Raw genomic sequence first — 24,198 nt, forward strand, 5'->3', positions numbered from 1 at the left:
AATTCTGCTGTTGTCCCTTGGCAGCGGCAAACCGCATAGCGGCCTGGACTATTGTTACTTTCCCTTCGCACCTTCGAGATAGGAAGCAACCGTCTAGCGGGAGATGCCAAGAATACGTCCAATCTCCCAAGCAGACTTACCCCGCGCTGCCCATTCGAGACACTCTAATTCCCGCGGAGACAGCAATATGGCATCAACTTCGTGACTACTCGTAAGCTTGCGGCGAACATGCGCATGAAAATACATCGCCATCAGTTGGAAGACCCGTGCGTGCGATTTGATGCAATCTTCGAACGGACCGTTTCGCTGATCAGAAGCGAAAGTCTAGGCCGCAACGGGACCGCGACCATCATGAATGGGAACGGTGAAGCCGAATCGAATTCCAAATTGAGAAGCTTCGTCAAGCAGTCGTTGTTGAGCTGTCGAGCAGTGTTTCGAGGTGTAGCTAAGTCCCCACTTAAAGGGTTCAGGTTTTTGGAGCGCTTCCCCGATGACTGGATCAATGCGCTCATAGTGATTCCGCAAATAGTGAGAGGTCCACTCTGTAGGATACGTTGAGATCAGGCGCGGTTTATTGTCTTCTGTGCCGGGAAGAGCAAGATACGCGAAGCACGACAAATCAAGCGCCGCTGCCGTGACACGCATTGCCTCAGAAAAATCGTTGGCATTCTCTGCAGTTGACAGTTGATCAATGAAATTTTGGAAAATACGATGCATAGTAGAGCCTTGTCGCCATTCATTATCCTAAGGTTTGCATCCAAGTCGGATGCTGGGTGATGCGAACGCCGAACTGAGTCGAGAGCCGCACTCGTGACGGATTGGCCGCAAACGCTGTCGCGTTAACAACGAAAGAATGCGACCTCTCGACGGCGTCAATGGAAGACCAGTTGGACTGTCGGGGCTAATATGAACCTACGTTTTTTTGAGGCTTTCGTATGGGCGCGCTCCCGAGTCGCTTCAATGGCTTGTGTTTCGATCCGGCCGAGGATCGTGCCTAGCTCGCCATGCGAATACAGCGGCTGAGCGTTGATTGCCGAAGCTGCGACGCCTCTGAAAGTCGCAATACGTCTTGTCCTACTCCGAGGTTAAACGCTCGAGGGCTAGCCGTCTGGCGCGGAACGGGATCGTCGCGGCGAAGGTCACGGAACGGCTCGTCGTAAACGCCCGGTGTCGAATAGGTGCCCGTTGCGACGATCCTGTTGTCGATAGTCCTGTTCATTATGCCCCTCGTTCATGGTGTCTTGGCGCGGTCGGTGTGGCGGATCATCTGTTGGATGCACTTCACGATCAAGGCGCCAAGGAGCTGACTGTCGTGGCCAACTACGCCGGCACTGGTGACTAGTCGACATGATGGTTGAACTTGGCGAAATGGGTCCGGAAGCGATCGTGACACCAAGCATACTCGTCGATCGGGTAGTCGTCGTTGGAGAGCGCGCATGGTCAATCTGAGGCGGGAACAGGTTGCTTGGCGCACCGCGCAAGACCTGGTGGATTTTACCTTTGTAAACTTCGGAATTGGCATTCCGACCATGGCAGCAAACTTTGTACCGAAAGATCGAGAAGTCATCTTTCACAGCGAGAACGGCATTCTGGGTCTCGGACCGCGGCCGACACCCGGGATGGAGGATTCGAATCTGATTGATGCCGGCAAGAATCTTGCGACGCTGGCTGTCGGCGGTGGCTATATGCACCACGCCGATGCGTTCCTGATGATTCGTGGCGGACACCTTGACGTTAGCTTGCTGGGTGCCTTTGAGGTTTCAGAGGCGGGAGACCTCGCGAACTGGGCTACAGACGATCCGACGTTCCCACCCGGGGTTGGCGGAGCAATGGATCTGGCCGTTGGTGCGAGAGAGGTTCGCGTCCTCATGGACCACGTCGGCAAAAACGGTGAGTCGCGTGTTAGGAATCGGTGCACCTTGCCGCTCACGGCATCTGGCGTTGTCAAGCGAATCTACACAAATTTGGCAGTGATCGATGTTCAGCCGGACGGACTCTTGGTCAGAGAGATGGTCGGAGGGATAAGCGTCGCCGAGCTTCAGTCGTTGACGGAGCCGAAACTCCGGTTTGCCACCAACTTGCAGATCTTGGCTCCAGCGCCTGCGGCTTGAGCATGGAAGGTCGTGCCTGGCTCTCTTGGCGGCTTGTTCGCTGTACCAGCGCCCTTGAAGCGTTCAATGGCTACGATCAACCTGGATCGTTTGAGCGCAATTGTGGGACGTCAATCAGTCAATCGCACATATGTATTCTGTGTAACGCCAAACTAAGAAAGTATTAGACGGCGCGCTGCGTGGGCCCTCTCATACCGAAAAATGGCTGGCCGATCTTTTGGTCTTTGCGAAGAAATCCAGCCAAGGCTCTGCATGAGGAGGGACGGCTTTGCACATTTCACACAACGATGTTGTTGATCCTGTCCTTTATGCGGATGAAGCCAGATTGCATCAGATGCTGTCGGAGTTGCGCCGTAGGGAACCGGTACGTTGGACTGAGCCTTCGAATTACCGGCCGTTTTGGGCTCTAACCAAGCATGCCGACATCATGGAAGTGGAACGACAGAGTTCGATATTCCTAGTCGGGCCGCGCAATCGGCTTAAGACCATCGAAGAAGAGGAGCGCGTTCGGGCGAAGACAGGTGGCAATGCGTTGATGCGCACGCTGCCGACAATGGACGATCCGGATCACCGAAAATACCGAAATGTTACCCGTCGGTGGTTTCAGCCTGGCAGTCTTAAGGCGCTGGAACCCAAACTCGCGGCTTTGGCGAAAGAATTCGTCGACCTGATCCAGGAGACCAATGGGGAAATCGACTTCGTGAAGAAGGTAAGCGTCTGGCTTCCGCTAAGAGTGATCATGCTGATCCTCGGCATGCCGGACGAAGACGGCGAAATGATGCATCGATTGACCGGCCAGCTCTTCAGTCCCGACGATCCTGATATCGCCCGCCAGACCGAAGGACACGCGATCGCAGAGGCGGGAGCTGAGCTCTTCGCGTACTATAAGGACCTGTTGGAAGATCGAAGGAAGAACCCGCGCGACGATCTGGCTTCTGAAATCGCCAACGCGAAGATCGACGCTGCCCCGATCGCCGATCATGAGGCGCTGTCCTATTGCGTGTCGATCATGGCTGCTGGTCATGAGACGACGGCTGGCGCGATCGCCGGGGGTGTTCACGCTCTTTCGGCGAATCCAGAGCAGTTCCGGCTCCTACGCTCAAGTCCGGAGGTCGTCACTCGGGCCGTCGAAGAAGTGCTCAGGTACGTGTCTCCCGTGCGGACATTCATTCGTGTTGCCGTCGACGACTATGAGCTTCGCGGGAAGAAGATCGAGGCAGGCCAATCCGTAATGATGATTTACCCGTCCGCCAACCGGGACGAGGAGATCTTTGAAGATCCTCATGCGTTCAACATTCAACGGGCAAACAATGAGCATATCGCCTTCGGATTCGGTCCCCATGTTTGCATCGGCTTGGCGCTTGCTCGCCTGGAAATGAAGCATTTTCTGAAAGAGTTCGCGGCTCGCGTCGAGCGAGTTGAGTTAACCCAGCCGGCGGCATGGGTGAAGAACAATTTTCTGGGTGGCCCCAAGAGCATGAGAGTGAAGTGTGCGTTCGTCACTTGAGAGCGGAACAGCCCGTGCCGCAAATCAGAAATAACAAGGCTGTCGGGTCTCGCACGGACGGTCTCGCATGAAAATTCAAGCCGCTGTGTTGCGAGAGTCATCCAGGCCGCTTGTGATCGAGGAACTCGACCTCGACGAAGTCCGCTCAGATGAAGTCCGTGTCAAGATCGCATTTTGCGGTGTCTGCCATACGGATGTGGCGTGCCGTGATGCGGTTATCCCGCTCAAGTTGCCGGTCGTGCTGGGCCACGAGGGAGCTGGCATAGTGGAGGAAGTCGGGGCAGGCGTCGCGCGTCTGAGGCCTGGCGATCACGTTCTGCTAAGCTTCGCTAGCTGCGGCTTCTGTCATTCCTGTCGTGCGGCTCACCCAGCATATTGTCAGCATTTCAACCCGATGAATTTCGGTGGGGCGCGCTCAGATGGCACAACTACACTGAACGGCCCCAAAGGTGCCGTAAACAGCCTGTTTTTCGGCCAGTCCGCGTTTGCTACCCACGCCATCGTGCTGCAATCCAGCCTCATCCGAGTTGATCCGGACTTGCCCTTAGACGTGCTTGCCCCCTTGGGATGTGGGGTGCAGACCGGCGCCGGCGCGGTTCTGAATTCGCTGCAGGTGCGACCAGGCGACACCATTGCGGTGTTCGGCGTTGGTGCAGTCGGAATGAGTGCCATAATGGCGGCCCGTGCCAGCGGCTGTTCGAAGATCGTGGCTATCGATCGCGTCCGCCAGCGCCTCGAATTGGCATTGGAGCTGGGTGCCACCCATGTCGTTGATGCCAAGGAAACGTCCGACTTGATCGGCGCAGTCAGGTCAATCTCCAGATCTGGTGTGACGCACGTCGTCGACAGTACCGGCGTTGGAGACGTTGTCGCGCAGGCGATTCAGTGCCTTTCGCCACGCGGTACTTGCGCGCTGGTCGGAATGTATCCACCGGGCCAACGGTTTCCGATTGATACCCGCTTCATCGTCTTGAACGGAATCAACGTGAAGGGCATCGTCGAGGGTGACAGTCAACCGTCGCACTTCATTCCGAGGCTCATCGAACTCTATCAAGCCGGAGAGTTTTCGCTGGATAGGTTGATAACACCCTTCGACTTTACAGACATTAATGCGGCGATGGATGCATCGGCAGCCTGCGCCGTGCTGAAGCCTGTGCTGCGATTTAGTTGATCACAATGCATCATTCGATCGGCGAGATATCGATAACTCAAGTCATCGAGCAGCGTGGTGCGAGTTTCGCGCCTGAGATTCTATTCCCGGATTGGGACCCTGCGATTTTGGAACAATATCGGGCGCTGATGGTGCCGGCGTGCTTCGATGAGCGGGAGGGGCGCCTGATCTCGAGCATTCACACGTGGGTGGTACGCACGCGACACCATACCATTCTGATCGACAGTTGTGCGGGCAATCACAAGAACAGACCCGGTGTCCCGCGCTTTCATCAACTGAATCTACCGTTTCTCGAAGGGTTGGCGGCTGCCGGAGTTTCACCAGAGTCCGTGGACTATGTGATGTGTACACATCTTCACGTCGACCATTGCGGCTGGAATACAAGGTTACTTGACGGCCGCTGGGTGCCGACGTTTCCCAACGCGAAATACCTGTTCTCGAGGGCCGAACATGAGCATTGGCGAGGTGCCGCGGGGAAGCTGGGCGTAAACGCTGGCGTCTACGAGGACAGTGTTCTGCCGGTGGTCGAGAGCGGGCAGGCGGAAATCGTCGACGGGGAGGGGACGGTGGGAGATGGCCTTGTGTTTCATCCGACGCCGGGGCACACGGTTGGTCACGTCGCCATAAAGCTCTCCAGCGGTGCAGGCCGGGCCGTCTTCAGCGGCGACATCATGCATCAGCCGCTGCAGGTGTTTCGCCCCGACTGGAACAGCGCGTTTTGCGAGTATCCCGCGAACGCACGAGCTTCGCGACGGTGGTTACTCGAGCACGCAGCCGAGACCGGGTCCAAGGTGTTTACGGCGCATTTTGCGAACAGTTCGGCTGGCCGCGTGACCCGTCGTGGCGATCGCTTTGACTGGTCCTTCGTCTAAAGGATAAAGGTTGCTTTCATACACAGATCCCGGTCAGGAAACCGGAGACCGATCTGCACAAAAAAGCCGCTGTCGCACCAGGCGACAGCGGGTCCAGTCAAGGGAGGAGCAGACTAACCGGTCTGCGAGCGGAACCATTAGTTGTTCTTCGTGACGAACGCGCACTTCCCGTCGGCGATCGAGCGGTAGGCCTGATCACCCGGCAGCGTCCCGATCTTCTTGAAGTAATCCCAAGGATACTTCGATTCCTTGGGTGACTTCACTTCGAAGAGATGCATGTCGCGGATCACGCGGCCATCCTCGCGAATGTAACCTGAAGCGCCGGTTGGATCCTCGATCTTGAGCTCCTTCATCGTCTTCATGATAGTCTGCGTGTCCATTGATCCGGCGGCCTTGATCGCCTTCAGATAGTGATAGAGGCCTTCGTACGCATTCACTTGCGGCGCCGTCGGCATCTTGCCGTTGCGATCGAAGAAGCGCTTCGACCATGCGCGGGTCTTGTCGTCGAGGTCCCAGTAGAACGTATCGACGAACTCGATGCCTGCGGTATCGGCCAGGCCAAGACTGTGGACTTCCATGATATAGAGCAGGAAGACGGCCGTCTTCATCTGGAGCCCGAATTCGTGAGTCTGTTTGACCAGGTTGGCCATATCGGCGCCGGGGCTCGCAATCGCCAGCACCTTTGCGTTTGAAGCCTGCGCTTGCAGCAGCAGCGAAGCGAAATCGGCCGTCCCGAGCGGATGCTTTACGGCGCCGAGCACCTTTCCGCCATTTTCAGCGATGGCTTGGCTGGCCGAATTTACGAGCGCGTGTCCCAGAGCATAATCGACGCTGATGAAGAACCAGGTGTCGAGTCCGTTTTTCGTCAGCAGGGAGGCGATGCTGCGCGAGTTCGAATAGGTGTCGGGTAGCCATTGCACGAGATTGGGTGAACAATCCTTGCCGGTGAGGCTGTCGGATGCTGCGGCCGTGGCGAGCAGGATCTTGTTCTTTGCCAACACCAGATTGTTGGCGGCGAGCGCGATCGCCGAGTTGTTCATGTCCATGACTGCATCGACGCCGTCGACGTCGAGCCATCTGCGCGTGATTCCGGCGCCGATGTCGACCTTGCCCTGATGATCTCCGACCAGGATTTCAATGCGCCGACCCAGAACCGTTCCGCCAAAATCTTCGATCGCCATGCGCGCGGCATCGACGCCGGCGGTGCCGTCGTTACTGGAACTCGGACCGCCAACGTCGGTCAGGTACCCGATCCGTACCGGCGCTTCCTCGGCCTGCGCCGAAGCCGGCGCGGTTCCTTCTCCGGCGGCGACGCCGATCAAGACGGCCAAAGTTGCGACGACGCGAAATCTGGTTTGCACGATACCTCCCCGTGTGGCTTCATTTGCGGAGTTTGTTCTAGGCCATTAGGCCGCGCGGCACACTTGCACGCGGCGCGGCAAGAGACCGTTGCGTCAAGGATGCATTTCGACCTTGGCGCTGTCTAATACACAGATCGACCGTTCTGAGACCGGATTCGTCTGAATGGCTGCCAAACTGGTGGTAGCAGGCGCGAGTGGGCGCTTGCTGCGGGCGCCGCCTAACGCTGATCCGAAGGTTTGCCGGTGCCCAGCGTGGCTCCCAGCTCCGGCGCCAGGCTTTGAACCATGCGGACGAAATTTCCCAACACTGCTGACGAATTCTCCTTGTTGTAGACGAGTTGAAGCGTTGTAATCGGAGTCTTCTCGCGCATTGGAATGTATCTGACTTGCGCAATTTGCAGATTCTGGAGCGACGCCGGCACCAATGATACCCCGACTCCTGCGGCAACCAGTCCGAGGAGGGTGTGTGTGTCCGAAACCTCTTGCACGATGTTGAGCTTGTGTCCTTGGTCGAGCAGGGCCCCGAACATGCGCCGGCTGAAATCCCGGTTTGCGGTGGGATAAATCCGGATCAGAGGCTGATCCGCGATCTGGGCGAGGGTCAGTGATTTCTCCCGACAGAACTCGTGGCCACTCGGAACCACGGCGACGAACGGTTCCTGAAACAGTGTCACCGCTTCAAGCTCCCGCTCGTTGATCGGACCACGAAGGATGCCGGCATCGATACGATGTTCTTTCAGGGCCGAAATCTGCTGCGAGATGGTCATCTCCTGAAGGTGCAGCTTGACCTTGGGATATTTTTTTATGAACGGCGGGAGGATGCGGGGAATGACCGCGTAGATCGACGAGAAGATGGCGCCCAAAGCGAGCGGCCCATCCTCTCCGCGCGCGATCGCCTGAACGACTTGCGCTGCCATCTGGGTGGTGTTGTTAAGGCGGCGGGCAAAGCTTACCAGCGCTTCGCCTTCCGGCGTCAGCGCGACGTTGCGGCGTGACCGGACGAAGAGCTTGACGTCTAATTGGCGTTCGAGCGCCAAAATATGCTGACTGAGCGGAGGTTGGGCAATTCCCATCTGTTCCGCGGCGCGGGTGAAATTGAGGTGTTCGGCGACAGCCAGGAAATATCGCAGCTGTCGGAGTTCGATCCGCGGCGTGTGCTCGTAGACGTCGGCCCGTCCGCCTTTCTCGTCCAGCGGCACGGGACTGCGGGTCTTTCGGTTTCGTGCCAATTCAGTCCTCCGAGTTCATGCGAAATACCCGTCCAGCCGCCAATCCGACCGAATTAGTCAGGCGACCGGCTTGAGCGCCGGGCCGCCACGCCGCTTGCGGGGCGGTTTGCGAGGGGAGGCTGCTCCGGTGTTTTCGCCGCGGAGCCAGAGTTCATGGAGTTCTTCCAGATAGGTCTCCAGTTCCTTGTGCGCGGCCTTGGCATCACCGGCCCGCAGGTGCTTGACGATGGCCCGCCGGGACCTGATCACCCGGTTGCCGCTCAACGAGCCGAGCCGGACCACCCATTGCTGCAGGAGATCGACGAAGGAATCGGCGATGGTGACGAGGATCTTGTTTTCGCTTGCCTCCGCGAGCTGACGATAGAACTGAATAAGGATGGCGGAGCGCTTCTGGGGATCGTCGATGACCGCTTCTGCTGCCTTGATATTGGCTTCCATGGCCTGCAGATCGGGCTCGCCTAAAGTGGGCATCGCGGCATCCAGAAGCATAGCAGTGATAGCACGCATCGCTTGCGTCAGATCGGCCACGGAGAAATCCGTCAGCCGAAGCGCGCTCGTCAATTGACTGTTGAGAATTCTTGGATCGCTGGCCGCGACGAACGCGCCGCCGGTCGGTCCCCGCTTCAACGTGACGAAGCCGCTTATTTCGAGCGTCCGCAGCGCTTCGCGCACGGTATTTCGGCTGACCTGGAATTGCGCGGCGAGTGCGCGCTCGGTCGGCAGCTTATCACCGCGTTGGAGTCGTCCATCCTCGATATTGGCCTTTATCTGATTGATGATCTCTTCAAACGTCCGGCGCGGCCTTGCCGGACTGAACATCGGATTCTTTCCGGGTTCCGGGGAAAGCTTTGGTTTCTTGGCCGGTGCGGGGCTCATGGGCTTCTCATTGGCTGCGAAAACGCTAATCGGATTTCGGGACACCCGCGGCGAAAACGGGATTTACCCGCTTATAAGGCTTATTTGGCTCTTGGTCCAACCTTAGCCCGCTTTTGTCCGAGACGGCGCGGAGGGGCGCCGGTCCTGTTGGGGCGGCCGCCCGAACCATAGCGAACGCGTATGACGTCGGTCGCAAGCAATCTTAGACAATGGCTTCGCTGGTCCGCATGGTCGAGCACACGCATTGCCGACGGCAACGCATTTGGCTCGGAGGTTTGTTCGAATGACCAGCCGGAAGGTACCGGTCCTTATTGTCGGCGCAGGGCCCGTCGGGCTCGCCTTGGCGGGAGATCTCGGCTGGCGAGGCGTGCAATGCTGTTTAGTCGAAAAGACCGACGGCGCGATCTACCAGCCCAGAATGGACATGGTTGGCGTTCGTACCATGGAGTTCTGCCGGCGATGGGGAATTGCCGGTTGGGTCGAGAATTCACCTTACCCGCGCGACTATCCGCAGGATAACGTCTGGCTCGAATCCCTGACCGGTTTCGAGTTTGGCCGCGAGCGCATGGCCAGCAAGAACGAAGAGCCTTGTCCACCGCAAAGTCCCCAAAAGAGGGAACGGTGCCCTCAGGACATGTTTGATCCGATCCTTCGCCGCTTCGCGGGTCAGTTCAGCGCGGTTGAGTTCCGCTATCGAACGGAACTGATCGATCTTGAGGAAGGCCGCACGAGCGTAACCGCGATGCTTCGCGACCTTGTGACGGGACAGGAAGAAAAGGTCGTCGCCGACTATCTGGTTGGAACCGACGGTGCAGCCAGCGTTGTTCGGGAGAAGCTCGGTATTCCCATGCGGGGCGAGCCGGTCCTCACCTATACCACCAACGTGATTTTCCGGTGTCGCGATCTTCCGTCGTTGCACGACAAGGGCAAGGCGTATCGCTTCATCTTCATCGGGCGCGAAGGGACCTGGCTGACGATCGTCGCGATCGATGGCGCAGACCGGTGGCGGATGTCGATTATCGGCGACAAGTCGAAGCGGGAAATTCCGGAAAGTGAGATTCGCGCGCTGATCGTTCGAGCCATGGGCAAGCCATTCGAGTTCGAGATCGAATCGATCATGCCTTGGGTTCGGAGGGAGTTGGTCGCCGAAAGCTACGGCACCGATCGCGTCTTCCTGGCCGGCGACGCCTGCCACCTGATGTCGCCGACTGGGGGCTTCGGCATGAACACCGGCATCGCCGACGCCATCGATCTATCGTGGAAGCTGGAAGCCGTCGTGGAGGGGTGGGGCGGTCCCGAACTGCTGCGGTCCTACGGCATTGAGCGCAAGCCGGTTGCGGAGCGTGCCGTGAAGGAAGCAAGCGGCAATTTGGGACGCATGCTCGCCGCGCGGAAGAAGGGTCCACCAGACATCGCCTTCCAGTCCGGTCCGGATGGCGACGCAGCGCGGAAGGAATACGGCGACTGGTATACCGAGACCATGAAGCGGGAGTGGTATTCGACCGGCATCCATCTCGGATTTGATTATTATCATTCTCCCGTCGTCTACTCCGACAACACGCCGGCGCCGCCCGACGAAGTATCAGACTACGTTCAGACCGCGCGGCCCGGCCATCGCGCGCCGCATGCCTGGCTAAAGGACGGCAGATCGACGCTTGATTTGTTCGGCCGTGGCTTCGTGCTGGTCTGCTTCGCGGAGGCCGGTACCGTGGGCGATAGCTTTGCTGCGGAGGCAAGAAAACGCGGCTTCCCCTTGCGGCTCACAGATCTCAGCGACGAAGCGAAGATTCGAGAACTTTACGGCGCGGACTACGTCCTTGTTCGTCCCGATGGACATGTCGCTTGGCGGGGCAACGCGCAACCTGAAAGCGTTGGGCACGTTATCGATGTCGTGCGCGGCTTGGCAGCCCGGCGCGCGGGAACGCGCCTTGCAGGGGCCGATCATCAATTTGTAAAGGAACAAGCGATTCCGGCCGGGGGCACTCAATGACCTATCTTGTCGTAACATCGCGCGATGCACGACCGGCGGGAGATCGCTTTCGCGACATGTTGGAGGGACCGGGCATCCTGAGGATTCCGGGAGTCTTCAATGGCCTGGCGGCATTGCAAGCGAAGCAAGCCGGTTTCAAGGCGCTCTATCCGTCAGGCGCCGCGATGTCGGCCTCGATGGGGCTGCCTGACCTCGGTATCATCAGCAAGGAGGATGTCTGCTTCTTCGTCAGGCAAATCTGCCGCGCGGCCGATCTTCCCCTCGTGGTGGACGGCGATAGAGGATTCGGCGGCATTCTGAACGCGATGGACATGGTCAGGAGCTTTGAGGATGCGGGTGCCGCTGCGGTCCAGATCGAGGACCAGGAGCTGCCGAAGAAATGCGGACACCTCAACGACAAGAAGCTGATCTCGCCCGAGGAGATGGCCGCCAAGATTGCTGCCGCGTCACGCGCGCGAAAGCATCTCTACATCATCGCCAGAACGGACGCGGCGGCCAGCGAGGGATTTGAGGCGGCGGTCCGCCGGGCGAAGCTTTACCTCGAGGCTGGTGCGGATGCGATTTTTCCGGAAGCCTTGACCACGGAAGAAATGTTTCGGGACTTCGCAAAACAGGTGAAGGCTCCATTGCTCGCGAATATGACGGAGTTCGGCAAGACGCCATATCTCTCCGCAAGCGCCTTTGAGGCGTTCGGGTACAAGATGATCATCTGGCCGGTCGGCGCACTCCGCATTGCCGCCAAGGCGCAAGAGACCTTCTACGATCACGTCCGGCAACACGATCGCGCGGACGGAATGCTTGGCAGCATGCAGACCCGCGCGGAGCTCTACGATCTTATCGGTTATGCGGACCATGAGGCACTCGACGGCTCGCTCAAGAAGACCGTCGTAACCGAGGCGATGCGCGGAGTCGCGGCGGAGTAGCCGCGACGGCAGGCTTTGCCTTCATCTGAAGCCGAAGAACGAAAGGGAGAGAAACATGGCCTCTGAAGTCATGAGCGACGCAAGGCAGCGTCAGGAACTGGCCGACGAATTAGCTAAGTACGGCGTTCGTGTTGCGCAACCGGACGATCCTCCGCTATTCACCAAAGAGCCCAAAAGCACGATGCAGCCGTTTCATTGGAAGGCGGCTGATCTGGCGCGCCTGCTTGAGAAAATCGGCGCATCTCTGAAGCTCGAACAGGGAGGCCAACGTCGCACGCTGCGCCTGACCAATCCCGGTCTGCCCTACGGCACGACGCCGACGTTCTGGGCATCCATTCAATACATTCTCCCCGGTGAAATCGCGAGCGCCCATCGCCATGCGGCGACCGCCCTGCGGTTCATCATGGACGGCAGCGGCGCCGACACCATCGTCGACGGCGAGCAATATGTCATCAACGAGGGCGATCTCGTCCTTACGCCAAGCTGGACCTGGCACGACCACGAGCACAAGGGAAACAAGCCAATGATCTGGCTTGATGTGCTCGACATTTCGCTCGTGCGCTCGCTGCATGCGACGTTCTTCGAGGGTTCAAGCGAACCGCGCCAGAGCGTCAGCCGGATATCGGATCGTTCCTACCGTGAGTTCGGAAGCGGTTTGCTACGGCCGATGCATGAAAAACGCGCCGGCGGTCCGAGTCCCGTTCTGGCCTATACTTGGTCGCGGGCGCAGGAAGCTCTCTCGCAAGCGGCCGGACTTGAGCCGGATCCTTTCGACGATACGCTGCTTGAATATCAGAATCCGCTGACCGGTGGCCCCGCACTTCCGACGATCGGAACTGCGATCCAGACGTTGCGGCCTGGCGCAAAGTGCAAGCCGCATAGGCATACCGGAAGCGTGGTCTATTACGTCGTACGCGGGCAGGGCACGACCATGATCGACGGAGAACGGTTCGACTGGTCGAAAGGTGATTTCCTGGCCTTGCCGCCCTGGGCAGTGCACGCCCATCAAAATCGCTCGGACAAGGCCGACGCGGTGTTGTTCCAGGTCAATGATATCCCGGTGTTGAAGTCGCTGGGCCTCTACCGAGAAGAAGCGGCCTGACGGCGCGAGAAGGAACAGCAGCATGAAGATCGCGAATTTCAATCAAGGACGAATTGGTATCGTCGAGGACGCGGCCATCGCCGACATATCCGACGTCATCGGCTACGACCCGATCGCATGGCCACCAACGGGCATGCTGCGCTTCATTACGGCTTTCACGCACATCAAGCCGCGAATCGTTGAGAAACTGCAGACCGCCGAACGGATTCCGTTCGCAGAGGTACAACTCAATTGCCCGGTGGCCTGGCCGAACAAGGTCATCGCCTATCCTGCCAATTATCATGCTCATATCGACGAGATGAAAACGGGCACAGGGCTGATCTCAAAATTCGATGCGAGCGGACAGGGATTTTTCCTCAAGGCGAATTCGAGCCTTAGCGGGCCGAACGATCCCATTGTGCTGCCAGATCTGCCTGATCGTGAAATTCATCACGAGTGCGAGCTCGCGATCATTATCGGCAAGGGCGGCCGCAGCATTTCGCGTGAGCGGGCGCTCGAGCATGTGTTTGGCTATTCGTGCCTGATCGACGTCGTCGTTCGCGGCAAGGAGGAGCGGGTGATGCGCAAGTCATTCGATTCGTTCTGCCCGATGGGCCCCTACCTCACGACAGCAGATGAAGTTCCACGTTACGACGACTTCGATCTCGAACTCAGCGTGAATGGCGATCTGCGGCAAAAGGCCAACACACGCAACCTCATCGTCGGCGTTCCCGAGATGATCGCGATGGCTTCTTCGGTCATGACGCTCTATCCGGGCGACATCATTGCAAGCGGGACCCCCGCCGGTGTCGGGCCGCTAAAAGCTGGAGATCGGGTCGCAATCCGGATCGCGGGCGTCGGCGAGATGACACTGGACGTAAAGCAGGGAAAGGACGGAGCGCATCCGGTCTGGAAAAAAGAGCCGGCCATAAGCCTTGCATAAGACGATTTTGGTTCTTTGCGGGAACATTCACTGAGGCGAGCCGCGAGTGTTTTGGCCGCACGGATTGTCTCGCACTGCGAGCTTGCTCGCCGTCAATGCATTTTCAGCATCGCTCCAATGCATCGCGGCGGGTGGGTTGACCTTCAAGACCGATGGATCTATGGTTGGACCAAAGAGCATATAAGGACCCCAAGGATGGCGGACGGTTTCGATGCGGCAGGAAAGGTGGCTGTCGTTACCGGTGGCGGCAGCGGTATCGGGCAGGCGCTCTGTCGGGCGCTCGCGCAACACGGCATTCGCAGCGTGGTCGTGGCCGATCGCAATGTCGAAGCAGCCTGGCGGGTAGCGGCTGCGATCAATGAGACTTACTCCCACGGCCCAGCGCTAGCGCTTGAACTCGATGTGGTGGAAAGCCGATCCGTTGAAGCGGCGGTGGAGAAGGTTGAAGCGGAGATCGGCCCGATTGATCTCTGGTGCTCAAACGCTGGAATTCACGCCGGCGACGGCCTTGGCGACACCAGTGATTGGCGGAGGTCGCTGGACGTCAACCTGATGGGTCACGTCAACGCCGCGCGAGCCGTCATTCCACAGATGGCTAGGCGCAGAAATGGACATTTTATCGTCACCGCCTCCGCGGCCGGCCTGCTGACTGATTTTCGCTGCGCGCCTTACGCAGCCAGCAAGCACGCCGCCGTCGCGTTGGCCGAATGGCTCTCGATTACGTATGCCGATGATGGTGTCTCGGTCTCGTGCGTCTGCCCGGAGGGCGTGCGGACCGGTATGACGAAGCCCAACAGTCTTAAAGCGGGAGTCTCAAGCGGCTTTCTCGAGCCGGAAGATGTCGCCCGGGAAATTATTGAGGCGCTCAAGACGCGCCGCTTTTTGGTGCTGCCCCATCCGCGCGTCGCCGAGTACGAGCAGCGCAGGGCGGCAGACCGGGAAAACTGGCTGGGCCGGATGCGTGCGGCCCGGCGCAGGCTGACGCAGGCGACGCCGTCGGCGGCTGCGTCCTGAGATCAAGGAGAACAAGATGTCACAGACTGTTGCCGAACTCGCCTACCCGATGAGCCGGACCAAGCCGTTCAATCCGCCCGACGGCTACGCCGATCTGCGCGAACATGAACCCTTTGCTCGGGTGCGGCTATGGGACGGTACCTATCCGTATCTTCTGACCAAATTCGACGACATCCGTGCCGTGCTCAGCAATCCGCAGTTCAGTTGCGAGCCGAACCGGGAGGGTTTCCCTCACGTATTTGAAGGGCGCATGGTCGCGGACAAGGCGGACCGGTCGTTTCTTCGCCTGGACAATCCCGAGCATGATCGCTTGCGCCGGATGGTGACGAAGGAATTCACCGTTCGTCGGATCGAGCAGCTGACGCCACGCATCGAGGAGAGTGTGGACAGGTTGATCACGCAGTACTCCCAATTGCCGCAAGGAGCCGACTTCGTCGAGCATTTTTCGGCGCCGCTGCCGACCGAGATCATCACCTTCCTGCTGGGAATTCCCTACGAAGACCACCAGTTCTTCCATGAGGCGACACGAATCCAATTCGGATCGAAATCGACGCCGGCCGAAGTTCGCAAGTCGCTGGACGACCTCTTCGGCTATCTCGACGCGCTGATCACCCGCAAGGAGCGAGAGCCGCAGGACGATATCGTGTCGAGGCTGGTCGCAGAACAGCTCAAGCCGGGTCACGTCGACCGGCTGACGCTCATCAACATCGTCCGCCTGCTGCTGAGCGCCGGCCATCAGACCACCCAGAACATGACGGCGCTGGGCGTGCTCACCCTTCTGCAGCATCCAGACCAGCTCGCCCTGATCAAGAGCAATCCTGAAATGATCCCGGGGGCGGTCGAGGAGCTGTTGCGGTTCTCAAGCGTGCTGCACGTCGGCGCCCGCCGTGTGGCGCTTGAGGATATCGACGTCAACGGCAAACTGGTGAAGGCGGGGGAGGGCGTCATTTGCTCGATTCCGGCCGCCAACCGCGATCCCGATCTATTTCCGGATCCCGACAGGCTCGATGTGAAACGGGACGCGGCTCGTCACGTCGCATTCGGCTTCGGCATCCATCAATGCCTGGGCCAGGTGCTCGCGCGGGCCGAGTTGCGCATCGTCTATGGATCGCTGTTCAACCGGCTGCCCAACCTCCGCCTCGCCGTCCCATTCGAGAAGCTCCGCTTCCGCCATGACATGTTTGTCTACGGAGTGCACGAGCTTCCCCTGACCTGGTGAACCAACCGAAAGCAACTCTCATGCGTATTACCGTCAATAGATTACGTTGCATTGCCGCCGGGCAATGCGTTCTCAAGTCGCCCCACGTATTCGACCAGGACGAACAGGACGGCATCGTGGTCCTCCTGACGGAAAATCCGGCGCCCGAATTCGAAGCCTCGGCGCGACTCGCCGCGCGCGTCTGTCCGTCCGAAGCTATCACCGTTCATGACGAATAATCGTCGGCGTAAGCTGCGAGAGCGTGGGGAGTTCATATGAATCAGCATCAGAAGACCATTTCGGCCGACGTCGCATCGGAGCACCCCCGCGCGCTGACGGGGGTCAAGATCCTTGACCTCACGCAGTGGGAGGCAGGATCTGCGTGCGCGCAGTCGCTCGCTTTTCTCGGCGCCGATGTCTTCAAGGTCGAAAGGCCGAAACTTGGCGATCCCGCGCGGATTGCCTCGGCGGATTCGCCCGACGCCGACTCGCTCTATTTCCTGGTCCTGAATTCGAACAAGCGAAGCATCACGATTGATTTGCAAAACAGCAAGGGTAAAGAAGTCTTGACCCGGCTGATCCGCGAGTGCGATGTCTTCCTGGAGAATTTTGCGCCGGGCACCACAGATAAACTCGGCCTCAGTTATGAAGCCGTCAGCAAGATCAATCCGCGGATCATTTATGGCACCGTGCGCGGGTTCAGCGAGGAAAGCCCGTACAGAGACTTTCGCTGCTTCGATGCGATCGCACAATCCGCCGGTGGCGCGGTCGCATTCACCGGCGAGCCGGATGGACCGCCGATCAAGCCTGGTCCAACTTTTGCCGATACGGGATCCGGGCTGCATCTGGCAATCGGCATTTTGGGCGCGCTCTATCAGCGGGAGTTCACCGGCAAGGGGCAAAGCATCCGGGTCGCGATGCAGGAAGCCGTCATGAACTTCAGCCGAATCACGTTCGCTCGCCATCAACTGACCGGCAAGCCGGTGACGCGTGTAGGTAATGGCTCGCCGAGCAGCACCGCGGCGCCGTCGGGACTTTATCCGTGCAAGGGCGGGGGCCCCAACGACTATTGCTTCATCTACACGGCGCGGGACGAACTGACCGGCAATCGCCAATGGCGTGCCCTGCTGAAAACGATCGGGCGATCCGATCTGCTCGACGACATCAGGTTTGTAAATCCGGAAGCCCGCTTCGAGCGCAAGGAAGAGGTCGATGAGATTATTCGTCCTTGGATGTTGAGGCAGGGCAAACGGACCGCGATGGAGATGTTGAACGGCGCCGGCGTTCCAGCGGGAGCTGTATTCGATACTGGTGATCTGATGAACGATCCGTCCTTCCGGGCTACCGGCATGCTGACGGAAATTATCCATCCGACGCGGGGTCCTGTGGTGCTGCCTGGTTGGCCGGTCAAGATGAGCGGATCGCCGACACCTCCGATCAGTTGTCCGCCGGCGCTTGGGCAACACACGGACACCATCTTGAATGATCTCCTTGGGATGGACGAATCCGAGATCGGCGACTTGCGCAGCAGTCAGGCGATTTGAGACGACGGATTTCCGGTGACGGCGAAGCGGTACGAGGGATGCCGCAATTCGGGAGAAAGTCTTGAGCCAGCAACGATTGAGGGCGGCATTCTATCGCGGCGGAACCAGCAAGGCGGTGATCTTCCGCAGGGCCGATCTGCCCCCTGGCGAGCCGCCGAAGAATTGCGCCGAATGGGACCGCTTGTTTCTGTCGCTCATGGGCAGCCCCGATGGCGCCGAGCGCCAGCTCGACGGCATGGGGGGCGGGATCTCTTCGCTCTCGAAGATCGCGATCATCTCTCCGTCCGCACGAGAGGGAATCGATATCGACTACACCTTCGCCCAGGTTGGTATCGAAAAACCGGTCGTGAGCTATCGGGCAAACTGCGGCAACATCAGCTCAGCTGTCGGGCCGTTTGCCCTGGATGAAGGTTTGATTTCCGCGGCGGATGGGCAGGCGACAGTGGGGATTTTCAACACCAACACGAACAAGAAGCTGGTCGCAGAGTTTGCGGTTGAGAGCGGCAAGGCCAAGATCGCCGGCGATTACAGGATCGACGGCGTATCGCGGCCGGGCTCCCCGATCAAACTGACATTCGTCGACCCGGCGGGGGCGGTGACCGGCAAGCTATTGCCAACCGGAAATGTCCGCGACGTGCTGGATATCGGGAGAGGTCGCAGGATCGAGGCCTCGCTTGTCGATGTCGCCAATCCCGTCGCCATCATCAACATGGACGATGTGTGTTCGGAGGCGCAAGGTTTCGATACGGCGTGGTTCCAATCGGTCGAGCAGCGCAAATTGCTCGAAGAGGTCAGGATTGCTGCCGCGCTGGCGATGAACCTTGTTGCTGACGAACCATCGGCCCGCACGCGCATGACCAATCTGCCGCTCGTCGCCATCGTCAGAAAATCGTGCCGCTACAAAACGAGTTCGGGGGGCGAGGTCGATTCGAGCAGGGTCGATATCGTCACACAAATGATGTCCATGGGCTTGCCGCACAAGGCAACGCCGCTGACTGGCGCCATTTGTTTGGCGGCGGCATGCAAGATCACCGGCACCGTCGCCAACGCCGTCGCGAATCCGGCTGGCCTTGGCCGGGAGGAGTTCCGGATCGGCCATCCGTCCGGCGTTCTGCAACTGACGGCGGCTTGCGAACGCGTCGAAGGCGCGTGGCAGGTAGCGGAGGCCGGCGTCTTCCGAACCGCCCGCCGGCTGTTTGAAGGAAGCGTTCTTCTTCCAGCTGCTTGAAGAGTTTTGAACGACATTGTTTCGATGCGTCATCGAGGAGTGGTTGAAATTGCATCGGATAAATTCAGTTGCACCGAAACGAAACATTTCGTCGAGAACCGAGCGGCGAACTATCGCGACGCTTGCGGTGCGGGCATTCATTGCGCTGGCAATCAGCGCTGGCCTTGCCAGCGCCGTTCACGCACAAAGCTATCCGTCGCGTCTCGTGCGTTTCGTCGTGCCGTTTCCCGCCGGTGGCGGTGTCGATCTCGTCATTCGCGCTGCCGCACAGGAGCTCAGCTCGAAATGGAGCACGCCTGTCATCGTTGAAAATCGGGTGGGTGCCGGTGGTACGGTTGGAACGGAAGCGGTGTTTCGCGCAGCGCCCGACGGCTACACCCTGCTGGCCACCGTCAATCAAACCATCACGACGGCGCCCTATTTGTTCAAGTCCCTGCAGTACGATCCGTCAAAGTTCACGCCGATAACCCTGATGGTGCAGAGCGACAACTTTGTCCTGGCTCATCCGGCGGTGCCGGCCAACAGCCTTCGCGAACTGGTCGATCTCGTCAAAAAGCAGCCGAAGAAATGGAACTACGGTTCGTTCGGACGCGGTTCACAACCGCAATTGCTGTTTGAGTATTTGAACAGCAAGGAAGGTCTCGACCTCCTGCATATTCCCTACAACGGGATCTCACCGCTTCTGATCGCGATGATTGCGGGAGAGGTTTCATTCACCACAGGGAGCGCGGGCGTCGCAGGAGAATTCCTCCGAACGGGAAAACTGAAGGCGCTCGCGATCGCCGGCAAGAAACGATCGCCACAGTTTCCGGATGTCCCGACAACCGAGGAGGCGGGCTTCGGCTACCTGCAATCCTCGATCTGGTATGCGGTTTTCGCTCCGCCCGACACGCCCGCGGAGATCGTGGACAAGGTCGGAGGCGACCTGCGAGCTATCCTCCGACGTCCGGATTTTATCGAGCACCAGATCGCCTCGAAGGGATTGGAAGCCGTTGCAAGCACACCCGCTGAGCTGGCGACCGTTGTGGAAAAGGAAGCGGCTTCGATCAAGGCTATGATCGACGCCGCTGCCGTCCTGGCCGAATAGGAAACGCGATCGCGCCAGCCTGGCGCTAACCTGCTGCAACGGAGAACCAAGACCATGAATCAGCCAACGGTCGGCCTCGGCGCGCTGCTCAAGAGCGATGAGGATCCTCTCGATTCCCCGACGGCACGCAGGGCGGCCAAGGATGCCATTCTTGGCTTCTTCAGGGCGGTTGCCGCAAGGGACGCCAAGGCGCTCGCCGACAGCATCACCGACGACGCCGTGTACGAGATACCGTTCAGCGAATCCGGTTCGACCGAGCCGGGAGGGCTCCGCCGCTATGTGGGGACGGCCGAAGTCGTCGATTTCTGGATGGCAACGACCGCCAATGGCCTCAAAAACCTGGGCGCGGACGAAGTGGAGCTTTCCATCACGGGTGATGGCAGTCGGGTGTTCATCGAACAGCGGGGCAACATAGTGATGCCCGACGGCCGCGCGTATCGCAACAAATACGTGTTTCGCTTCTCGATCCGCGATGGGCGGATCAGCCACGTCCGGGAATATCTCAATCCGATCATCGCTGCTTATGCGTTCAGGCGAAAGATTGCTAATTCTTTCAAGGTCGAAACCCTCTGAATAATCGGCTTGATCGCAAGAAAGCGAATGCATGGCGGAAAGTGTACTCATCATCGGCGCTTCGGTAGCTGGCGTAGGCGCGGCTAATGAGCTGAGGCGATGTGGCTTCTCTGGCCAGATTACCCTGGTCGATGCGCAGGCTAACCTGCCGTACGACCGGCCGCCTTTGTCCAAGGCAGCGTTGCAAGGTGACGTAGCGTTGCCGGATCTGCAATTTCATGATCGTGGCCACTATGCGCGAACAAAGATCGATCTGCAACTCGGGAGTGCCGCGCAGAGGCTCGACCCCCATGCGCGCTCAGTCTTCCTCGAATCGGGGCAATCGCTCACCGCAGATCAGATCATTATCGCCACGGGCGCACGTGCCCGGCCCTTTCCTGCCGATCGCTGCACAGGCAGAGTTCATTTGCTGCGCGGTCTGGACGATGCAACTCAGTTGCGTGCCCTTCTGCGCCCAGGCAAGCGCCTCGTAATCATTGGCGGGGGCTTCATCGGGGCCGAGGTGGCGTCTGCGGCTTCTGGTCTCGGGCTCGACGTCGTCGTGATCGAAGCGGCGGGGCTTCCGTTCGAGCGAATTCTAGGTAGCCAGGTCGCCGCTCGGCTTGCAGACTTGCATATCCAAGCTGGCATCGAACTTCTGTGCGGAGTTTCCGTCGAAAGGATCGAAAGCTCGAGTTACGGGCAGCGAGTGTTTATCGCCGATGACATGTGGATCGACGCGGACATCGTAGTTGCGGGCCTGGGCTCGATACCCAACGTGGAATGGCTGGCTTCCTCCGGACTTGAGCTATCGAATGGTATTCTCTGCGACGAGCAGGGAAGAACGGAGGCGCCGGGCATTTTTGCAGCAGGAGATGTCGCGGTGTGGCTCGATCGATACAACGGACTGCATGTACGACACGAGCATTGGACGGCAGCGAGGGAGCAGGCTCGCATCGTCGCACAATCTATTTATGGCGGAATCGGAACTCCTTGGCGCGATTTTGTTCCTTACTTCTGGTCAGATTTGCATGGGATACGTCTACAAATGCTGGGTTCCGCGGTTGATGCCGACGATATACGGATTGTGCATCAAGATCACGAAAAGCGGGCTTTCGTGGTGGAGTATCGCAGGGGAGGGGAACTTATCGGCGTCGTAGGATGCAACGCTGGTGCGAAGACCATGCGTTATAGCGCAAGGCTTATCCGTAGCGTTGCTGGCCTTGGCGCTGATGCATAAGGCCAAGATGGTGGTGCCCAAGACCGAAGCTCGGTCCGCTGTGGAAGACCGATCGCCCGAAGACATCGCCCGCACGCTCAAACTAGACAAGGGGCTTGGCTTCCTCGTGCGCTTGCTCGATGCGCTTCAAGATCCTTTACGAGCACCTGACCGCTCAGAACGAAATAACACCACGCCAGTTCGGCGTACTCTTGACCCTTCACCAGTGCGGCACGCTCACGCTGACGGACCTTGCAAGGCATATCCGGGTCGACCGCAGCACGCTGGGCGAAATGATTGGGCGGATGGAGGAACGTAGCCTAATCACAAAGGGCATCAACGAGAATGATCGCCGATCCGCCGAGGTGTCTTTGGCTCTTTCCGGGAAAAATGCGCTGTTGGAGCTGGTTTCTGGTGTATCTCAATTGCAAACCGTCCTGCTCGCGCCGCTGGCAACCGAAGACCGACCGCATTTCATGAGGTGCATGAAGCTCATCGCAGAACCTGGAATTGAGAGAGGTTAGCGGGCATGATTTGCCTCAGTTTTTGACCAAGGCTGCGTGAAACGCTGTCTGAAATGGTTCTCCTGCGATTTGGCCGAAGGCCAATCTTAGTTACATTGCGTTACAGTATGTCCCAGAAGTCGCATTTGCGATCCTTGGCGAATTCCGTGCCCGTCGCGATCTTCATATCGAGCATTTGGGTCTGTTCCTTGGTTCGCGTCCATTGCGGCCAGTTCGGCAGGCCCTTGCCGTTCGGATTTCCGGTCCTGGCGAAGTTGGTCCAATACTTAATCATCGCGTTGGACAACATCTGCTGGTCGGCACTGAGCGGCTTCTTCACACCGGCCGCGCCATGATAGCCCGGGAAGATGTACTGCAGCTCAAGCGTATGTGCCGCGCCATACGGGTAGGACACTGGGGCGAAATATTGCGATGCTTTGCGGTCATTGAATTCGAAGACATAGACTGGTGAACCGCTCTTGGACGCCGAGCGCATCGCGCGGCGGGACGGGCAGTAGAAGAACCACGAGGTCATTGCAAGTGAGAAGGCCTCACTCGGAGAGGGCGAGCCGGACAGCGGATATTCCGCCGCAATTTTCGCGCCGCGCTCGGCGCCAAAAGTGGCTGCGAGCGTTTTAGGATAATCCTCCCCAGTCATTGGCTTCTTGGTGTCGAGTTCGGTGAGACTCGTAAACCAGGTCCATTCGTCGGCATTGTTGCCCATCAGAATCGGGACCTTGTGGAACTTGCCTTCCGCCATCAAGGCCTGCATCTGCCCCGGCAGGATCGTTCCGTCCACCGAACGCACCGCACCGTTGAGGAAGCGGCCCGCCTTGGCGATGATCTCGTCCACGGACTTGGAGCGCATGCATACCGCGGTCTGGTCCTCGCAACCCATCGTGGTCGCGAAGTCCGAACCTGTCGTTTCGACCATCTCAAGCGAAGTTTGCGCTGGCGCCGACACCCCCGCTTTCAAGGATGACCCTTTGGAACAGGCCCGCGGCGCCTGGCGAAACGTGGTTGAACAGGGTGGCTATGCCAACGGCGCTTTCGCCGAATACCGTCACATTGTTAGGGTCACCGCCGAACGCCTTGATGTTCTGTTCCACCCATTTCAGCGCAGCCTGCTGGTCGAGCGTGCCGTGATTGCCGAACGGATGGCCTTGTCGAGCGCCGGATGCGCCATATAACCGAACACGTTCATGCGGTAGGTGGTGGACTCCACGACGAGGTCACCGTCTTTGACCAGCTTGCGCGGGTCATAGTCGTTGGTACGGCCGTTGAGTTGGCCGCCGCCATGGAGCCATACCATCACCGGGCGTAGCTTGCTGCGGCCCGACGCCGGCGCGAAGACATTCAGATAAAGACAGTCTTCCGTGGTGCTGCGGACAGCCATGACGCCGAAGGTGTTTGTCTGCACGCAAGCGGGGGCGAAGGCACCGGCGTCACGCTCGCCTGTCCACTTGGCAGGCGGTGCGGGCGGCTTCCAGCGCAGTTCGCCGACCGGCGGCGCCGCGAAAGGAATGCCGAGAAACGAGCTGATGCCGTTCGCCGCATAGCCTTTCAGCGACCCGTCGCTGATCTTCGCCACTTCGGGCTTGCCTGATTTGATGTTGGCGAACAGATCTTCTCGTTTGCCGAAGTCGATAGCGCCCGCGTCATCAATGCCGCTTTGCCGAACCACCTCATTTTGGATCCTCCCTCCGATATGGTTGCAGGCTGTGCACGAGCCCCCGTCGCGCCGCGAGCTGCGAATTGGTATCGGTCGCGACATTACACGAACGGCGCT

25 protein-coding genes are annotated in these 24,198 nt (G+C 59.0%); 17 read left to right on the forward strand and 8 right to left on the reverse strand.

Annotation, left to right across the window (positions count from 1 at the left end; genetic code table 11):
- Positions 1-93 precede the first annotated feature (93 nt).
- A complete protein-coding gene (locus V1280_RS42845; protein WP_334536923.1) occupies positions 94-252 on the reverse strand; it encodes a LuxR C-terminal-related transcriptional regulator in 159 nt (52 codons plus the stop codon).
- Between the two features lie 72 nt (positions 253-324).
- Positions 325-717 carry an autoinducer binding domain-containing protein gene (locus tag V1280_RS42850; protein ID WP_334536925.1) on the reverse strand — a complete coding sequence of 131 codons (393 nt, stop codon included), beginning with the start codon at positions 715-717 and terminating at the stop codon, positions 325-327.
- Between the two features lie 719 nt (positions 718-1,436).
- Here V1280_RS42850 and V1280_RS42855 point away from each other — a divergent pair.
- The 4 genes from V1280_RS42855 to V1280_RS42870 all read left to right on the forward strand — a co-directional run bounded on the left by V1280_RS42855 (position 1,437) and on the right by V1280_RS42870 (position 5,661).
- The gene (locus V1280_RS42855; RefSeq protein WP_334536927.1) at positions 1,437-2,111 is read left to right on the forward strand and encodes a 3-oxoacid CoA-transferase subunit B; all 675 of its coding nucleotides are present in this window, start codon (positions 1,437-1,439) and stop codon (positions 2,109-2,111) included.
- Positions 2,112-2,379: 268 nt separating this feature from the next.
- Positions 2,380-3,618 carry a cytochrome P450 gene (locus tag V1280_RS42860; protein WP_334536928.1) on the forward strand — a complete coding sequence of 413 codons (1,239 nt, stop codon included), beginning with the start codon at positions 2,380-2,382 and terminating at the stop codon, positions 3,616-3,618.
- A 67-nt stretch (positions 3,619-3,685) separates the two neighbouring features.
- On the forward strand, positions 3,686-4,789 hold the full coding sequence (locus V1280_RS42865) for an NAD(P)-dependent alcohol dehydrogenase (protein WP_334536930.1): 1,104 nt from the start codon (positions 3,686-3,688) through the stop codon (positions 4,787-4,789).
- A gap of 5 nt (positions 4,790-4,794) precedes the next feature.
- Positions 4,795-5,661 carry an MBL fold metallo-hydrolase gene (locus tag V1280_RS42870; protein ID WP_334536932.1) on the forward strand — a complete coding sequence of 289 codons (867 nt, stop codon included), beginning with the start codon at positions 4,795-4,797 and terminating at the stop codon, positions 5,659-5,661.
- Positions 5,662-5,798: 137 nt separating this feature from the next.
- Here the strand turns inward: V1280_RS42870 and V1280_RS42875 are convergent, their stop codons facing one another.
- The 3 genes from V1280_RS42875 to V1280_RS42885 form a co-directional block, all read right to left on the reverse strand.
- Entirely contained in the window at positions 5,799-7,022 is a 1,224-nt protein-coding gene (locus tag V1280_RS42875) for an ABC transporter substrate-binding protein (RefSeq protein WP_334536934.1), read from the reverse strand.
- Between the two features lie 218 nt (positions 7,023-7,240).
- Complete coding sequence (locus V1280_RS42880; RefSeq protein WP_334536936.1) at positions 7,241-8,221, reverse strand: LysR substrate-binding domain-containing protein; 981 nt, start codon at positions 8,219-8,221, stop codon at positions 7,241-7,243.
- 87 nt (positions 8,222-8,308) lie between these two features.
- A complete protein-coding gene (locus V1280_RS42885) occupies positions 8,309-9,127 on the reverse strand; it encodes a FadR/GntR family transcriptional regulator (RefSeq protein WP_334536938.1) in 819 nt (272 codons plus the stop codon).
- 283 nt (positions 9,128-9,410) lie between these two features.
- Between V1280_RS42885 and V1280_RS42890 the strand changes: the two genes are divergently transcribed.
- From V1280_RS42890 to V1280_RS42950, 13 genes are all read left to right on the forward strand, one after another.
- Positions 9,411-11,117 carry an FAD-dependent oxidoreductase gene (locus tag V1280_RS42890; RefSeq protein ID WP_334536939.1) on the forward strand — a complete coding sequence of 569 codons (1,707 nt, stop codon included), beginning with the start codon at positions 9,411-9,413 and terminating at the stop codon, positions 11,115-11,117.
- A complete protein-coding gene (prpB, locus tag V1280_RS42895) occupies positions 11,114-12,040 on the forward strand; it encodes a methylisocitrate lyase (protein WP_334536940.1) in 927 nt (308 codons plus the stop codon). The genes V1280_RS42890 and prpB overlap by 4 nt, the downstream gene beginning before the upstream one ends.
- A gap of 55 nt (positions 12,041-12,095) precedes the next feature.
- The gene (locus V1280_RS42900; RefSeq protein WP_334536942.1) at positions 12,096-13,142 is read left to right on the forward strand and encodes a cupin domain-containing protein; all 1,047 of its coding nucleotides are present in this window, start codon (positions 12,096-12,098) and stop codon (positions 13,140-13,142) included.
- Between the two features lie 22 nt (positions 13,143-13,164).
- Entirely contained in the window at positions 13,165-14,064 is a 900-nt protein-coding gene (locus V1280_RS42905; RefSeq protein ID WP_334536943.1) for a fumarylacetoacetate hydrolase family protein, read from the forward strand.
- A gap of 195 nt (positions 14,065-14,259) precedes the next feature.
- Positions 14,260-15,078, forward strand: coding sequence for an SDR family NAD(P)-dependent oxidoreductase (locus V1280_RS42910; RefSeq protein WP_334536945.1), 819 nt, complete (start codon positions 14,260-14,262; stop codon positions 15,076-15,078).
- Positions 15,079-15,094: 16 nt separating this feature from the next.
- Positions 15,095-16,297, forward strand: coding sequence for a cytochrome P450 (locus V1280_RS42915; RefSeq protein WP_334536947.1), 1,203 nt, complete (start codon positions 15,095-15,097; stop codon positions 16,295-16,297).
- Between the two features lie 20 nt (positions 16,298-16,317).
- Positions 16,318-16,515, forward strand: a complete 198-nt coding sequence (locus V1280_RS42920) for a ferredoxin (protein ID WP_334536948.1) — start codon at positions 16,318-16,320, stop codon at positions 16,513-16,515.
- A 36-nt stretch (positions 16,516-16,551) separates the two neighbouring features.
- Positions 16,552-17,820 (forward strand): CaiB/BaiF CoA transferase family protein, encoded by a 1,269-nt coding sequence (locus tag V1280_RS42925; protein ID WP_334536949.1) that lies wholly within the window; start codon positions 16,552-16,554, stop codon positions 17,818-17,820.
- A gap of 61 nt (positions 17,821-17,881) precedes the next feature.
- Positions 17,882-19,048, forward strand: a complete 1,167-nt coding sequence (locus tag V1280_RS42930; RefSeq protein ID WP_334536951.1) for a 2-methylaconitate cis-trans isomerase PrpF family protein — start codon at positions 17,882-17,884, stop codon at positions 19,046-19,048.
- A 205-nt stretch (positions 19,049-19,253) separates the two neighbouring features.
- Complete coding sequence (locus V1280_RS42935) at positions 19,254-20,135, forward strand: Bug family tripartite tricarboxylate transporter substrate binding protein (RefSeq protein ID WP_334536952.1); 882 nt, start codon at positions 19,254-19,256, stop codon at positions 20,133-20,135.
- Between the two features lie 54 nt (positions 20,136-20,189).
- Positions 20,190-20,708 carry a nuclear transport factor 2 family protein gene (locus V1280_RS42940; RefSeq protein WP_334536954.1) on the forward strand — a complete coding sequence of 173 codons (519 nt, stop codon included), beginning with the start codon at positions 20,190-20,192 and terminating at the stop codon, positions 20,706-20,708.
- A gap of 31 nt (positions 20,709-20,739) precedes the next feature.
- Positions 20,740-21,927: an NAD(P)/FAD-dependent oxidoreductase gene (locus tag V1280_RS42945; RefSeq protein ID WP_334536956.1), complete on the forward strand. Its 1,188-nt coding sequence runs from the start codon at positions 20,740-20,742 to the stop codon at positions 21,925-21,927.
- A 119-nt stretch (positions 21,928-22,046) separates the two neighbouring features.
- Positions 22,047-22,430, forward strand: a complete 384-nt coding sequence (locus tag V1280_RS42950; protein WP_334536958.1) for a MarR family winged helix-turn-helix transcriptional regulator — start codon at positions 22,047-22,049, stop codon at positions 22,428-22,430.
- 100 nt (positions 22,431-22,530) lie between these two features.
- On the opposite strand, the gene V1280_RS42955 is transcribed toward V1280_RS42950, so the two are convergent.
- From V1280_RS42955 to V1280_RS42965, 3 genes are read right to left on the reverse strand one after another with little or no spacing between them, the layout of a single operon-like run.
- A complete protein-coding gene (locus V1280_RS42955; protein WP_334536960.1) occupies positions 22,531-23,343 on the reverse strand; it encodes a carboxylesterase family protein in 813 nt (270 codons plus the stop codon).
- A 1-nt stretch (position 23,344) separates the two neighbouring features.
- Complete coding sequence (locus tag V1280_RS42960) at positions 23,345-23,518, reverse strand: carboxylesterase family protein (RefSeq protein WP_334536962.1); 174 nt, start codon at positions 23,516-23,518, stop codon at positions 23,345-23,347.
- A gap of 5 nt (positions 23,519-23,523) precedes the next feature.
- Positions 23,524-24,093 (reverse strand): carboxylesterase family protein, encoded by a 570-nt coding sequence (locus V1280_RS42965; RefSeq protein ID WP_334536964.1) that lies wholly within the window; start codon positions 24,091-24,093, stop codon positions 23,524-23,526.
- Positions 24,094-24,198 lie beyond the last annotated feature (105 nt).

The organism is Bradyrhizobium sp. AZCC 2230, assembly GCF_036924495.1.
GTDB classification, from domain to species: Bacteria; Pseudomonadota; Alphaproteobacteria; order Rhizobiales; family Xanthobacteraceae; genus Bradyrhizobium; species Bradyrhizobium rifense.